The organism is Streptomyces sp. NPDC126497, assembly GCF_040302425.1.
GTDB lineage: Bacteria > Actinomycetota > Actinomycetes > Streptomycetales > Streptomycetaceae > Streptomyces.
The window spans coordinates 21,914-34,472 of sequence record NZ_JBEORT010000005.1; the positions used below are offsets into that span (position 1 = coordinate 21,914).

Consider the following 12,559-nt stretch of genomic DNA (forward strand, 5'->3'; position numbering starts at 1 on the left):
GACGGTCCGGCCCGTGGGCGACGCACGGGCGTACCCCGTCCTGCGGACCACCGACGCGGCCGAGGCGTACCGGCAGGCCGAGCGGCCGCGCACGCTGCTGGAGGACGTCGAGGACGAGGTGTGGCCGTTCGCCGAACCGGCGACGGTCCGTGAGGTGCGGCAGCTCGCCGCGATCGCCCCCGGACCGCCCCCGGAGGCTCGCCGCCCGCATCGGCGGTGAGGTCCTGGGCGAGGAGCGGCTCGGCCGGTGAGGCGGCCCGGCGTCAGCCCGCCTCGTACGGGAAGCGGGCGAGGGGCGCCTCCCGGGCGAAGAACGTCTTGGCCCGTGCCAGCGCCTCCGTGTCCCTCAGCACGTCGCCCGGCTTGCTGCCGTTGCCGAGCAGCACCCCGCCGAAGCGCATCCCCATGTACGCGGCCGAGTTGTTCAGCGTGCCGACCAGCGGGTCGGCGACCTCCGGCTCCTCGTGCGCGAGCGCGGTGACGCCCCACAGGGTGCGCCCCGCCAGCGTCGCCTCGAAGTCCAGTCCCGGGGTGCGCAGCCAGCCCGCCCAGTGGTCCAGGTAGCGCTTGGCCTGGGCGGACACCGAGTACCAGTACAGCGGCGAGGCGATCACGATGTCCGTCGCCGCGAGGGTGGCGTCCAGCAGCGCGGCCGTGTTGCCCCCGGTGGGACGGGTGTGGTCGCTGTCGTGGCGCAGGTCCTCGAAGTCGGGCAGGGGGTGGGCGGCGAGGTCGATCCACTGCTGCTCCACGTCCGGGGGCAGCTGTTCGGCGGCCCGGCGGGCCAGCAGTTCGGTGTTGCCGTCGGGGCGGGAGCTGCCCAGGACGAAGAGGAAGCGGCGCGTCATGATCATCCCCAGATACTCGGCGTACGTCAATTACAGGCATCTGCATCATATGCGCGTGCATTTATATGTCAACGGGGTGGCCCGTCGGAAGGGACGGCATGGCACGGGGACGGCGCGGCCTCACGGGCTGTTCAGCGGGCGGCGGTGCCTCCGCGCCGTTCCGCCTCCGTCGCCACCGCGAGCAGCAGCTCCTCCCGCCCGCGCGGTGCCACCAGCTGGAGCCCCGCCGGGCAGCCGTCGGCGCCGAACCCGGCCGGGAGACTCAGCGCGGGGTGCCCGCTGACGTTGAACGCCCAGGTGAGGGCGGTCGAGTAGACCGCCCCGGGGCCGTCGTGGCCGTGCGGTGCGGTGGGCGCCGTGGGGGTGAGCAGCAGGCCGGCACGGGCGAAGAGGGCGTCCAGGCGCCGGTCGTTCTCCGCCCGGACGCGGTGGGCGTCGACGGGATCGGCGCCAGGAGTGCGCAGGGTGAGCCAGGCCGGGGCGGGATCGAGGAGCCGCGGTGGCGGCGCGGGGCGTACGAGCCGTACGACCCCGGTGCCGACCAGCCGGTCCACCGCCGTCCGGGCCAGGGCGACGGGCTCCGGGGCGGGGTCGGCGAAGCCGAGGTCGGGGGACCAGCAGGCGTCGACGGGGAAGGCCACGGGGGCCCCGGCCGCGACGGGCCGCCCCGACACCACCCGCCACCAGGCCGCCGCGTCCGCGGCCGTGCGGGTGAGGACTCCGGGCGCCGCGAGCCCCGTACGGTCGGCCGAGGGGAGACGGCCGTTCGTGACCTTCAGCCCGACGGTCCCGCACCACGCCGCCGGGATCCGCACCGAGCCCGCGCCGTCACCGCCCGTCGCCAGCGGCACCAGCCCGGCCGCCACCGCCACCGCCGCCCCGGCCGAGGAGCCGCCCGGCGTACGGTCCGCCCGCCACGGGTTGACGGTACGGCCGTGCGCCCCGAGTCCCCAGGTCCGCCAGGGCGTTCCCGGACCGGGCACCGAGGTGGCGCCCACGGCGACGGCGCCGGCCGCCAGCAGCGGCTTCGCCGCCCGCAGCCCGTGCCGCCCCTTGACCGCGACCGGCACCCCGGCCAGCGGCGGCCGCTCACCGGCGGCGACCCGCGCGTCCACCTCGTGGGCCCGCCGCAGCGCCTGCTCGTCCCAGACCTCGAGGAACGCGCACAGCTCCGGATCGGCCCGCCCGATCCGCTCCAGCGCCTCCGCGACCACGTCCACGGCCCGCAGCCGCCGCCCGCGCACGGCGGACGCGATCTCCTGCGCCCGGTCCCCGCTCAGCGCGTCGCGCCCGTCAGGCGGGCCAGCGGCTCCGTCCCGCGGGGCGGCCGGCCGGTCAGGTCGCCCAGGCGCCACGCGTCGACCCAGGGCACGCGGTACACGTCGATCACCGACTCGATGAGCCGGATCCGGTGGGCGAGGGGACGCGGCAGCCGCCCCGGCGCGTCCGCCACCAGGACCACGGCGTCCAGGTCGAGCCCTCGCGGCGCCCCGCCGCGCCGGACCGTGTCCACCGCCGGGAGCACGGCGTCCAGACCGGCGGCGTGGGTCCGGGCGACGAGCAGCACCGACGGCGGACCGTCGGGGCCGGGCCAGGCGCGTCCGCCGTCATGACCGCCGTAGACCGCGGCGAGCGTGGAGACGCCCGCGCCGCCGTGCAGGCCGACCCAGGAGAAGCGCCGCGCCGCCGTCCGTGCGGGGGCGGGCTCCGGCGGGGCCGCCTCCGGTACCGCCACCGGCCCTCGGATCCAGATCTCCGGTCCCTGTCCCATGTCCCCTCTCCTGCTCGCCGCCTCGATCCTTCATGCCGCCGGGCGGACGGGAAAGCCGCGCGGGCGTTCGTTGGGACGAGCCTGTGACAACGCGGTGACGTGAGAAGCGCGGGCGAGCGGACAGACTCGGCGGTAGGTGTACGACCCGAATGAGGGAACGATGTCTCGACTCAGCCGCGAGAAGAAGCGGGAACAGCAGCAGGCCGCACATGCGGCGAACCTTGCGGCAGCGCCGATCGACGTCCGTGTCCCCGTGGGCGGGGCGGACACGCGCGGGGCGTCGGTCGGCGGGGTGACGGTGATCGCCGGGCCCGGCGAGGAGATCCAGCAGGCGGTGCTGGACCGCCTCCACCGCATCGCCGTCGCCTCCGGTCACGCCGTCCTGGCCACCGTGCACGACGAGCGCCTCGGCTGCGTCGTCCCGCTCCGGGTCGACCCGGACGGCTCCAGCCACTTCACGGCGCGGCCGGTCCCGATGGGGACGGTCCCGGCGGGGACGGCGCGGGAGTCCACCGGCCCGGACCGGCCGACGCACCTCCTGCGCTCCGTGCCCGAGCCGGCGCCCCCGCGGGACTCCGCCGGGGACTCCACCCCCACCTTCGCGCTGCGTCCCGTGCCCGGACCGGAGGCCCCCCGGGACGCCGCCCCGGCCTTCCCCCCGCGGGCCGTGCCCGAGCCGGCGGAGGTCGTCCCGCCCGGCACGGTCGCGCCTCCCACCGGCACGTTCGGTCCGCCCCCGCCCATGGACGCGGGGCCGCGCCCCGACCGGCTCCGGGCCCACGGAGCCGCACCGGTCCCCGAGCCCCTGCCCGACCCCGACCCCGGGCCCGCCCCGCCCCGCGGGTTCGACGCCGTGGCGGAGGCGGTGCTCGGCGACGGGCCCCCCGCCGGTGAGAACCACCTCGCCGTGCCCATGGCGCGGATCAGCGGCGCCGTGCGGGAGGGCAGGATCGACACGGCGGACCGGCTGGCCGAGGAGACCGTCGCGGAGGCCTCGGGCACCCTGGGGCCGGAGCACCCGGAGGTGCTGCGGCTGCGCGAGCTCGCCGCGTACATCGCCTACCTGGGCGGTGAGCCGCTGCGTGCCTTCCGGATCTCCCTCGACCTCGCCGCGATCTGCCGCCGCGCGGGGGACGCGGAGGCCGCCTACGGCAACGTCCGCAGCGCGGCGACCGCATGGCGCGCGGTGCGCGACCCGCTGCTCGGACTGGAGCTCGGGCACGAGCTGATCGCCCTGTGGACCGGGCTCACCGCCGAGGACGGGCCCGCCGCCGACGAGATCGAGGAACTGGAGTCCGCCCGCGCCCGCATGGGCCGGCTGACCGAACGCGCCCGCGCCCGGCGGTCCTGAGCGGCCCCCGCCCCGGGGAACCGGGCAAAGGCCCTAATGCAGGCAGAATTCGTTGCCTTCCGGGTCGGCCATCACGAGCCATCCCCCGGAAGGCTCCTCCACCTGCCGCAGCACGCGCGCGCCGAGCCCCGCCAGCCGTGCGAGCTCCTCCTCGCGGCGCCCGGCACCGGGGTGCAGATCGAGGTGGAGCCGGTTCTTGACCGTCTTCTCCTCGGGGACGCGCTGGAACAGCAGCCGCCGTCCGCGGCCGGTGCCGCTCTCCTCGTCGTACGGGTCGTCGGGGTGCCGTACCGCCGCCAGGTCGCGCCAGGCCCGGCGGCCGTGCGACTCGACGGTGAGGTCGGCCGGCACTGCTCCGGCGCCCAGCAGTCTTCCGATCAGCACGCTGTTGTCCTCGACCACGTACCGGAGGGCGGCGGCCCAGAAGTCGGCCTGCGCGTGCGGGTCGGCCGCGTCGATGACGATCTTCCAGTGCACGGGGGTGGCCGGTGTCGGTGTCTGCGTCATGCCCCCGTTATAGGTCCTGGCACCGACAGCGTCCGGTCCTACGGCCTGGTCTCCAGCCGGCCCGCCTCGGCCCCGACGGGCACGCTCCCGGTGTCCGGGGCCGGAGCCGCGCCCACCGCGCCGGCCGGCACGCCGGTCCCGGCGGCGCCGGCCTTCCCGGCGAGCGCGCGGGCGGCCCGGTGGGCGGTGCGCAGCGCGTCCGAGGTGAGGAGGGTGAGCGCCAGCCACACCAGCGCGAAGCCGGCCCAGCGCTCGGGCGGCATGGCCTCCTTGAAGTAGAGGATCCCGAGCAGGAACTGGAAGACCGGGGCCAGGTACTGCAGCAGGCCCAGCGTGGACAGCGGCACGCGGATCGCGGCGGCGCCGAAGCAGACCAGGGGGAGCGCCGTGACGATCCCGGTCGCGGCGAGCAGCGCGGCGTGCCCGGTCCCTTCGGCGGCGAACGTGGAATCGCCCCGGGCGCCCAGCCACAGCAGGTAGCCGAGGGCGGGCAGGAACTGGACCGCGGTCTCGGCGGCCAGCGACTCGACGCCGCCGAGGTTGACCTTCTTCTTCACCAGTCCGTACGTGGCGAAGGAGAAGGCGAGGCAGAGCGAGATCCACGGTGGCCGGCCGTAACCGACGGTGAGGACGAGCACCGCCGCGGCGCCCACCCCGACCGCCGCCCACTGGACGGGCCGCAGGCGCTCCTTCAGCAGCAGCACGCCCATCGCGATGGTGACCAGCGGGTTGATGAAGTAGCCGAGGGAGGCCTCGACGACGTGCCCGGAGTTCACGGACCAGATGTAGACGCCCCAGTTGACGGTGATGACCGCCGCGGCGACCGTGACCAGCGCCAGTCTGCGCGGCTGCCGCAACAGCTCGCCGAGCCAGGCCCAGCGGCGTATGAGGAGCAGGGCGGCGGCCACGAAGAGCAGGGACCAGACCATCCGGTGGGCCAGGATCTCCACCGCCCCGGCGGGCTTGAGCAGGGGCCAGAACAGCGGGACGAGTCCCCACATCCCGTACGCGGCGAAGCCGTTCAACAGTCCTGTGCGCCGCTCTGCGGCCGACTTCCCGGTCACGGAACCCTCCTTCGTGTCCGACGCGTGCCCTGTCTCCCGTGAAGCCCGCGCATGCGAAGCCCGCACACGCGGTGCCCGCCGGACGACGGTAACGCCGGGCACCCCCGCGCGTCATGTCCGTACCGGCATACGGTCATGACGGGCGGGGGTGGCGGGGCCGGCGGCCCTCCGGTCAGCCCTTGAGCGCTGCGGCGACGGCCTCGGCGAGCGGGGTGGTCGGGCGGCCGGCCAGCCGGGACAGGTCGCCGCTGTCGACGACCAGCTCCCCCTTCTCGATCGAGGCGTCCACGCCCGCCAGTACGGCGGCCATCGGCCCGGGGACCCCGGCGCCGGCCAGGATGCCGGTGAGCGCCTCGGGCGTGACCGGGTGGTAGGCGATCTCCCTGCCGGTCTGCCGGCTCAGCTCGGCCGCGTACTCGGCGAAGCTCCACGCCTCGTCCCCGCCCAGCTCGTACGTCGTGTTCTCGTGTCCCTCGCCGGTCAGCACGGCGACGGCGGCGGCCGCGTAGTCGGCCCGCGAGGCGGAGGAGACCCGGCCCTCGCCGGCGGCGGCGACGACCGCGGAGTGCTCCAGGACCGGGGCGAGGTTCTCGGTGTAGTTCTCGTGGTACCAGCCGTTGCGCAGCAGCACGTACGGCACGCCCGAGTCCAGCAGCGCCTCCTCGGTGCCGCGGTGGTCGTCGGCGAGCGCGGCGGTCAGGGCGCCGGGCGCGCTGGTGTAGGCGAGCAGGGCGACCCCCGCGGCCTTCGCGGCGTCGATGACGACCCGGTGCTGGCCCACCCGGCCCCTGTCGAACTCGTTGCCCGAGATCAGCAGGACCTTGTCGCCGGCCGCGAACAGGCCGTCGAAGGTCTCGGGGGCGTTGTAGTCGGCGACCGCGATCCGCACCCCGCGCGCGGCGAGACCCGCCGCCTTCTCCGCGCTGCGGACGACGGCGGTGACCTGCTCGGCCGGAACCTTCTCCAGCAGCTGCTCCACGACGTGACGGCCGAGCTGTCCGGTGGCGCCGGTGACGACGATGCTCATGGTGCGGGACTCCTGTGGGGATGTGTACGGGTGTTTCACCAACCCTAAGGGAAGCGCTAACTTTTGGAAAGTGCCCACCTTGAAGTAAGGTACGGGCATGGCGGTAAGTGACGGTGGGCGGCGGAGCGACGCCGAGGCGATGTGCCCGCACCGGCTGGTCCTGGAGCACGTGACCAGCCGCTGGGGCGTGCTGGTGCTGATCCGGCTGCTGGAGCGTCCGCACCGCTTCAGCGAACTGCGCCGGGCGATCGGCCGGGTCAGCGAGAAGATGCTCACCCAGACCCTCCAGACCCTGGAGCGCGACGGCCTGGTCCACCGCGACGCCCGGCCGGTCATCCCGCCCCGCGTCGACTACTCCCTCACCGGCCTGGGCCGCGAGGCGGCCGAGCAGGTGCGCGACCTGGCCCTGTGGACCGAGAAGCGCCTGGCCGACGTCCTCGCCGCCCGCCAGGCGTACGACGAGGCCCGGGCGCCCTAGGGCGCCCGGGCCTCGTCCCGGTCCTCGGCGGGGTTCAGCCCACGACGGTCCAGGTGTCCCCGCCGGCGAGCAGCGCGGCGAGGTCGCCCTTGCCCTGCTGCTCGACGGCGGTGTCGAGCTGGTCGGCCATCAGGGTGTCGTAGACCGGCCGGTCGACGGAGCGGAAGACGCCGATCGGGGTGTTGTGCAGGGTGTTCGGGTCCGCGAGCCGGGACAGCGCGAACGCCGTGGTCGGGGACGCGGCGTGGGCGTCGTGGACCAGGACGTCGGCCTCGTTCTCCGCCGTCACCGCGACGACCCTCAGGTCACCGGTGGCCGGGTCCCGTACGACGCCCTTCGCGCCCTCGGCGCCGAAGCGGATCGGCTGCCCGTGCTCCAGGCGGATCACCGCCTCCTCGGCCTGCTGCCGGTCCTTGAGCACCTCGAAGGCGCCGTCGTTGAAGATGTTGCAGTTCTGGTAGATCTCCACGAGCGCGGTGCCGGGGTGGTCGGCGGCCTGGCGCAGGACCTCGGTGAGGTGCTTGCGGTCGGAGTCGACGGTGCGGGCCACGAAGGACGCCTCCGCGCCGATCGCCAGCGACACCGGGTTGAAGGGCGCGTCCAGCGACCCCATCGGCGTCGACTTGGTGATCTTGCCGACCTCGGAGGTGGGGGAGTACTGCCCCTTGGTCAGGCCGTAGATCCGGTTGTTGAACAGCAGGATCTTGAGGTTGACGTTGCGGCGCAGGGCGTGGATGAGGTGGTTGCCGCCGATGGAGAGCGCGTCGCCGTCACCGGTGACGACCCAGACGGACAGGTCGCGGCGGGAGGTGGCGAGGCCGGTGGCGATGGCGGGGGCGCGGCCGTGGATGGAGTGCATCCCGTAGGTGTTCATGTAGTACGGGAAGCGGGAGGAGCAGCCGATGCCGGAGACGAAGACGATGTTCTCCTTCGCCAGGCCGAGCTGGGGCATGAAGCCCTGCACGGCGGCGAGGACGGCGTAGTCGCCGCAGCCGGGGCACCAGCGCACTTCCTGGTCGGACTTGAAGTCCTTCATGGACTGCCGACCCTCGGCCTTGGGCACCAGCTGGAGAAGGGCGTTGGGGTCAGTCATCGATGGCCTCCTTCAGCGCCGCGGCGAGCTGCTCCGCCTTGAACGGCATGCCGTTGACCTGGTTGTACGACTGGGCGTCGACCAGGTACTTCGCCCGGACGAGGGTGGCGAGCTGTCCGAGGTTCATCTCCGGGACCACCACCTTGTCGTACTTCTGGAGGACCGCGCCGAGGTTGCGCGGGAAGGGATTGAGGTGGCGCAGGTGCGCCTGCGCGACCGGCTCGCCGGCCCGGCGCAGCCGCCGCACGGCGGCGGTGATCGGCCCGTAGGTCGAACCCCAGCCGAGCACCAGCACGCGCGCGGTCCCGTCCGGGTCGTCGACCTCGACGTCGGGGACGTCGATGCCGTCGATCTTCGCCTGCCGGGTGCGGACCATGAAGTCGTGGTTGGCCGGGTCGTAGGAGATGTTGCCGGTGCCGTCCTGCTTCTCGATGCCGCCGATGCGGTGCTCCAGACCCGGGGTGCCGGGGATCGCCCAGGGGCGGGCCAGGGTCTGCGGGTCGCGCTTGTAGGGCCAGAACACCTCCGTGCCGTCGTCCAGCGCGTGGTTCGGCCCCTGCGCGAACCGCACGGTCAGGTCCGGCAGCTCCTGCAGCTCCGGGACGCGCCAGGGCTCGCTGCCGTTGGCGAGGTAGCCGTCGGAGAGCAGGAACACCGGCGTGCGGTAGGTCAGCGCGATCCGGGCCGCCTCCAGGGCGGCGCCGAAGCAGTCGGCCGGGGTGCGGGGCGCGACCACCGGGACCGGTGCCTCACCGTTGCGGCCGTACATCGCCTGCAGCAGGTCCGCCTGCTCGGTCTTGGTCGGCAGACCGGTGGAGGGGCCGCCGCGCTGGATGTCCACGATCAGCAGCGGCAGCTCCAGCGAGACGGCGAGCCCGATCGTCTCGGACTTCAGCGCCACCCCCGGCCCGGACGTGGTGGTGACCGCGAGAGAACCGCCGAAGGCCGCCCCCAGCGCCGCGCCGATGCCGGCGATCTCGTCCTCCGCCTGGAAGGTCCGCACGCCGAAGTTCTTGTGCCGGCTCAGCTCGTGCAGGATGTCCGAGGCCGGGGTGATCGGATAGGAGCCGAGGTAGAGCGGCAGGTCCGCCTGGCGGGACGCGGCGATCAGCCCGTAGGACAGGGCCAGGTTCCCCGAGATGTTGCGGTAGACGCCGGGCGGGAACGCCCTCGCCGCCGGGGCCACCTCGTAGGAGACCGCGAAGTCCTCCGTCGTCTCGCCGAAGTTCCACCCCGCCCGGTAGGCCGCGATGTTCGCCGCCGCGATGTCCGGCTTCTTCGCGAACTTCGACCGCAGGAACCTCTCCGTGCCCTCCGTGGGCCGGTGGTACATCCAGCTCAGCAGGCCGAGGGCGAACATGTTCTTGCTGCGCTCGGCCTCCTTGCGGGTGAGGTCGAACTCCTTGAGCGCCTCCACGGTCAGCGTGGTCAGCGGCACCGGGTGCAGGTGGTAGCCGTCGAGCGAACCGTCCTCCAGCGGCGAGGAGTCGTAGCCGACCTTCTGCATCGCCCGCTTGGTGAACTCGTCGGTGTTGACGATGATCTCCGCACCGCGCGGCAGATCCCCGACGTTGGCCTTCAGCGCGGCCGGGTTCATCGCCACCAGCACGTTCGGCGCGTCGCCGGGGGTGAGGATGTCGTGGTCGGCGAAGTGGAGCTGGAAGGACGACACGCCGGGCAGGGTGCCGGCGGGCGCGCGGATCTCGGCCGGGAAGTTCGGCAGGGTGGAGAGGTCGTTGCCGAAGGACGCGGTCTCCGAGGTGAAACGGTCACCGGTGAGCTGCATGCCGTCACCCGAGTCCCCCGCGAACCTGATGATCACCCGGTCGAGCCGGCGGACGTCCTTCCCGCCCGCCGCCGTGCGTTGCTCCCCCACGACTGCTCCGTCGGCCTGCTCCGCTGTGCTGCTGACCTGACTGGTCACTGAACTGGACCTCCTCGAGGGCGGCTGTCCGGGACGGCCTTCCCACAGGCCTTCCCCGCATAAACCCTACGTCCGCAAGGGGCGCCTTCCCCGGGTCATTCGCATGATGGACACGACACGAAGGCGGCCCCGCTCAGGAGTTGAGGTAGGTGAGCACGGCCAGCACCCGCCGGTGATCGCCGTCGCTCGGGGACAGCCCCAGCTTCAGGAAGATGTTGCTGACGTGCTTCTCCACGGCGCCGTCGCTGACCACCAGCTGCCTGGCGATCGCCGAGTTGGTCCTGCCCTCCGCCATCAGGCCCAGGACCTCCCGCTCGCGCGGGGTGAGCCCCGCGAGCACGTCCTGCTTGCGGCTGCGCCCCAGCAGCTGGGCGACCACCTCCGGGTCCAGCGCCGTGCCGCCCCGGGCCACCCGCACCACCGCGTCCACGAACTCACGGACCTCGGCCACCCGGTCCTTGAGCAGGTAGCCGACGCCGCGGCTGGAACCCGCGAGCAGCTCCGTGGCGTAACGCTCCTCCACGTACTGCGACAGCACCAGCACCCCCACGCCCGGATGCGTCCTGCGCAGCCGCACCGCGGCCCGCACGCCCTCGTCGGTGTGCGTCGGCGGCATCCGCACGTCGGCCACCACGACGTCCGGGAGCAGGTTCTCCCCGTCCAGCTCGGTGATCGTCTCGATCAGCGCGTCGCCGTCCCCCACCCCGGCCACGACCTCGTGCCCGCGGTCGGTCAGCAACCGGGTCAGGCCCTCCCGCAGCAGCACCGAATCCTCGGCGATGACCACCCGCACCCTGTCTTCCATGTTCCTCGGCCCCCATGACCCTGATCCGTGCCCGCCCCCGTGGCGGACCCGGTCGTCGGGCCCAGCATTCCAGCATCCGGCGGGGAATGCGGCGCGGCACCGCGATCGACGGCCGCCGGAGTGCCGGAAGACCGGGGCGACGGGCCGCCGGCACCCGCCGTCGACGCGGCGGGTGCCGGCCCGAGGCCCGCACCCGCCGCCGGTTCCGCCGGTCTCAGCCCGCGCTCACCGGGTCCGCTCCGCCCGCCACGGCAGCTCGGCGGTCACCCGCGTCGGACCGCCCGCCGGGGAGTCCACCACCAGGATCCCGTCCACCGCGTCCAGCCGCTCCGCCAGCCCGGCCAGCCCGGAACCCCCGGACACCTCGGCGCCGCCCACACCGTTGTCCACCACCTGGAGCATCAGCCGGTTCTCCGTCCGCCACACCTCCACGGCCGCCCAGGTCGCCCGCGCGTGCTTGCTGACGTTCTGCAGCAGCTCCGAGACGGTGAAGTAGGCGATCCCCTCGATGGCCGGCGCGGGCCGCTCCGTCAGGTCCACCTCCACCTGCACCGGGACCGTGCAGCGCGAGGCGACCGAGGACAGCGCGGCGTCCAGGCCCCGGTCGGTCAGCACCGCCGGGTGGATCCCGCGGGCCAGGTCCCGCAGCTCCTGCAGCGCCGTCTTCACCTCGCCGTGCGCCTCGTCCACCATCCGTGCCGCGACCTGCGGATCCTCCCGCAGCTTCTCCTTCGCCAGCCCCAGGTCCATGGCCAGGGCCACCAGCCGGGCCTGCGCCCCGTCGTGCAGATCGCGCTCGATGCGCCGCAGGTCGGCCGCCGCCGTGTCCACCACGACCCCGCGGTCCGACTCCAGCTCCACCACCCGCGTGGCCAGCCGCGACGGCCCGAGCAGCCCGTGCACCATCACCCGGTCCACCATCGTCAGCGCCCGCACGATCCAGGGCGTGGCGAGCGTGAACAGCAGCCCCACCAGGGTGGTGACCGCGATCTCGAACGGGTTGTCCAGATGGATCCGGTGGTGCTCGTCGCCGTACAGCTGTATGCCGTCCTGCCCGGCGTACGTCGGGAGCACCCAGAACCACAGCGGATACGTCAGCAGCGACCAGCCCACCGACCAGACGGTCACGGAGACGGTGAAGGAGAGCACCGCCCACGGCATGTGCAGCACCGCGTACAGCAGGGCCCGCCAGGAGGCGCCGCTCTTGAGCACGGCCCCGATCCACGCCATGAACCCCTGCCGCCTCATCCGCAGCGGCTCCGGCTCGCCCACCTCCAGGCCCAGCAGCCCCCGCGCCCGCGCCCGCTCGACCGCCCCGAACCCGCGGCAGCCGGCGAGCGCCGCCGCCAGCACCGGGACGCCGAGGAACGTCACCAGCAGACCCGCCCCCAGCGACACCATCGTCACCGCGTAGGTGAACAGCAGGATGCTGATCGGCAGGCTCAGCAGCACGTGCCCCAGCTCGCGCCAGGCGCGTCCCTCGACCGGCGCCCGCAGCGCGGCCGGCAGCCGGTGCCGCCGCCCCCCGGTGCGCCCGGGATGCCCGGACTCCGTGAGGAGCCCGTAGCCCTGTCCGTACTCCGTGGCCATCGACGTCGTCCCTTTTCTCGTCCGGCGGCTGTGCTGTGTCGTACCTCCAGACTCCTCCGCCGCAGGTCGACGGACCATGGAGTCCGTCGCAGTCTTGGGCG

General features: G+C 73.9%; 13 protein-coding genes. 3 read left to right on the plus strand and 10 right to left on the minus strand.

Annotation, left to right across the window (positions count from 1 at the left end; genetic code table 11):
* The first annotated feature begins 13 nt into the window (after window positions 1-13).
* Window positions 14-220: a hypothetical protein gene (locus ABTY20_RS04625; RefSeq protein ID WP_351995543.1), complete on the plus strand. Its 207-nt coding sequence runs from the start codon at window positions 14-16 to the stop codon at window positions 218-220.
* Window positions 221-263: 43 nt separating this feature from the next.
* On the opposite strand, the gene ABTY20_RS04630 is transcribed toward ABTY20_RS04625, so the two are convergent.
* The 3 genes from ABTY20_RS04630 to ABTY20_RS04640 all read right to left on the minus strand — a co-directional run bounded on the left by ABTY20_RS04630 (window position 264) and on the right by ABTY20_RS04640 (window position 2,619).
* Complete coding sequence (locus ABTY20_RS04630; protein WP_351995644.1) at window positions 264-848, minus strand: flavodoxin family protein; 585 nt, start codon at window positions 846-848, stop codon at window positions 264-266.
* A 131-nt stretch (window positions 849-979) separates the two neighbouring features.
* Window positions 980-2,128 carry an amidase gene (locus ABTY20_RS04635; RefSeq protein ID WP_351995645.1) on the minus strand — a complete coding sequence of 383 codons (1,149 nt, stop codon included), beginning with the start codon at window positions 2,126-2,128 and terminating at the stop codon, window positions 980-982.
* Window positions 2,125-2,619, minus strand: a complete 495-nt coding sequence (locus ABTY20_RS04640; RefSeq protein ID WP_351995544.1) for a DUF6668 family protein — start codon at window positions 2,617-2,619, stop codon at window positions 2,125-2,127. The genes ABTY20_RS04635 and ABTY20_RS04640 overlap by 4 nt, the downstream gene beginning before the upstream one ends.
* A 160-nt stretch (window positions 2,620-2,779) precedes the next feature.
* Between ABTY20_RS04640 and ABTY20_RS04645 the strand changes: the two genes are divergently transcribed.
* Window positions 2,780-3,970, plus strand: coding sequence for a tetratricopeptide repeat protein (locus ABTY20_RS04645; RefSeq protein WP_351995545.1), 1,191 nt, complete (start codon window positions 2,780-2,782; stop codon window positions 3,968-3,970).
* A 33-nt stretch (window positions 3,971-4,003) separates the two neighbouring features.
* Here the strand turns inward: ABTY20_RS04645 and ABTY20_RS04650 are convergent, their stop codons facing one another.
* The 3 genes from ABTY20_RS04650 to ABTY20_RS04660 form a co-directional block, all read right to left on the minus strand.
* Complete coding sequence (locus ABTY20_RS04650; protein WP_351995546.1) at window positions 4,004-4,477, minus strand: VOC family protein; 474 nt, start codon at window positions 4,475-4,477, stop codon at window positions 4,004-4,006.
* A 38-nt stretch (window positions 4,478-4,515) separates the two neighbouring features.
* Window positions 4,516-5,541, minus strand: coding sequence for an EamA family transporter RarD (gene rarD, locus ABTY20_RS04655; protein WP_351995547.1), 1,026 nt, complete (start codon window positions 5,539-5,541; stop codon window positions 4,516-4,518).
* Window positions 5,542-5,713: 172 nt separating this feature from the next.
* Window positions 5,714-6,568 carry an SDR family oxidoreductase gene (locus tag ABTY20_RS04660; RefSeq protein WP_351995548.1) on the minus strand — a complete coding sequence of 285 codons (855 nt, stop codon included), beginning with the start codon at window positions 6,566-6,568 and terminating at the stop codon, window positions 5,714-5,716.
* 97 nt (window positions 6,569-6,665) lie between these two features.
* Between ABTY20_RS04660 and ABTY20_RS04665 the strand changes: the two genes are divergently transcribed.
* Complete coding sequence (locus ABTY20_RS04665) at window positions 6,666-7,046, plus strand: winged helix-turn-helix transcriptional regulator (protein ID WP_351995549.1); 381 nt, start codon at window positions 6,666-6,668, stop codon at window positions 7,044-7,046.
* A 34-nt stretch (window positions 7,047-7,080) separates the two neighbouring features.
* Here ABTY20_RS04665 and ABTY20_RS04670 read toward each other — a convergent pair whose 3' ends face one another.
* The 4 genes from ABTY20_RS04670 to ABTY20_RS04685 form a co-directional block, all read right to left on the minus strand.
* Window positions 7,081-8,139 (minus strand): 2-oxoacid:ferredoxin oxidoreductase subunit beta, encoded by a 1,059-nt coding sequence (locus ABTY20_RS04670; RefSeq protein ID WP_351995550.1) that lies wholly within the window; start codon window positions 8,137-8,139, stop codon window positions 7,081-7,083.
* Entirely contained in the window at window positions 8,132-10,063 is a 1,932-nt protein-coding gene (locus tag ABTY20_RS04675) for a 2-oxoacid:acceptor oxidoreductase subunit alpha (protein WP_351995551.1), read from the minus strand. The genes ABTY20_RS04670 and ABTY20_RS04675 overlap by 8 nt, the downstream gene beginning before the upstream one ends.
* A gap of 133 nt (window positions 10,064-10,196) precedes the next feature.
* Window positions 10,197-10,868, minus strand: a complete 672-nt coding sequence (locus ABTY20_RS04680; RefSeq protein WP_351995552.1) for a LuxR C-terminal-related transcriptional regulator — start codon at window positions 10,866-10,868, stop codon at window positions 10,197-10,199.
* Window positions 10,869-11,093: 225 nt separating this feature from the next.
* The gene (locus tag ABTY20_RS04685; protein WP_351995553.1) at window positions 11,094-12,458 is read right to left on the minus strand and encodes a sensor histidine kinase; all 1,365 of its coding nucleotides are present in this window, start codon (window positions 12,456-12,458) and stop codon (window positions 11,094-11,096) included.
* Window positions 12,459-12,559: the final 101 nt, after the last annotated feature.

What these genes read in the sequence shown, in the direction of transcription:
- ABTY20_RS04630 (WP_351995644.1), bottom strand. Translation starts at nt 848, where the DNA reads ATGACGCGCCGCTTCCTCTTCGTCCTGGGCAGCTCCCGCCCCGACGGC.
- ABTY20_RS04640 (WP_351995544.1), bottom strand. Translation starts at nt 2,619, where the DNA reads ATGGGACAGGGACCGGAGATCTGGATCCGAGGGCCGGTGGCGGTACCG.
- ABTY20_RS04645 (WP_351995545.1), top strand. Translation starts at nt 2,780, where the DNA reads ATGTCTCGACTCAGCCGCGAGAAGAAGCGGGAACAGCAGCAGGCCGCA.
- ABTY20_RS04650 (WP_351995546.1), bottom strand. Translation starts at nt 4,477, where the DNA reads ATGACGCAGACACCGACACCGGCCACCCCCGTGCACTGGAAGATCGTC.
- ABTY20_RS04660 (WP_351995548.1), bottom strand. Translation starts at nt 6,568, where the DNA reads ATGAGCATCGTCGTCACCGGCGCCACCGGACAGCTCGGCCGTCACGTC.
- ABTY20_RS04665 (WP_351995549.1), top strand. Translation starts at nt 6,666, where the DNA reads ATGGCGGTAAGTGACGGTGGGCGGCGGAGCGACGCCGAGGCGATGTGC.
- ABTY20_RS04670 (WP_351995550.1), bottom strand. Translation starts at nt 8,139, where the DNA reads ATGACTGACCCCAACGCCCTTCTCCAGCTGGTGCCCAAGGCCGAGGGT.
- ABTY20_RS04680 (WP_351995552.1), bottom strand. Translation starts at nt 10,868, where the DNA reads ATGGAAGACAGGGTGCGGGTGGTCATCGCCGAGGATTCGGTGCTGCTG.
- ABTY20_RS04685 (WP_351995553.1), bottom strand. Translation starts at nt 12,458, where the DNA reads ATGGCCACGGAGTACGGACAGGGCTACGGGCTCCTCACGGAGTCCGGG.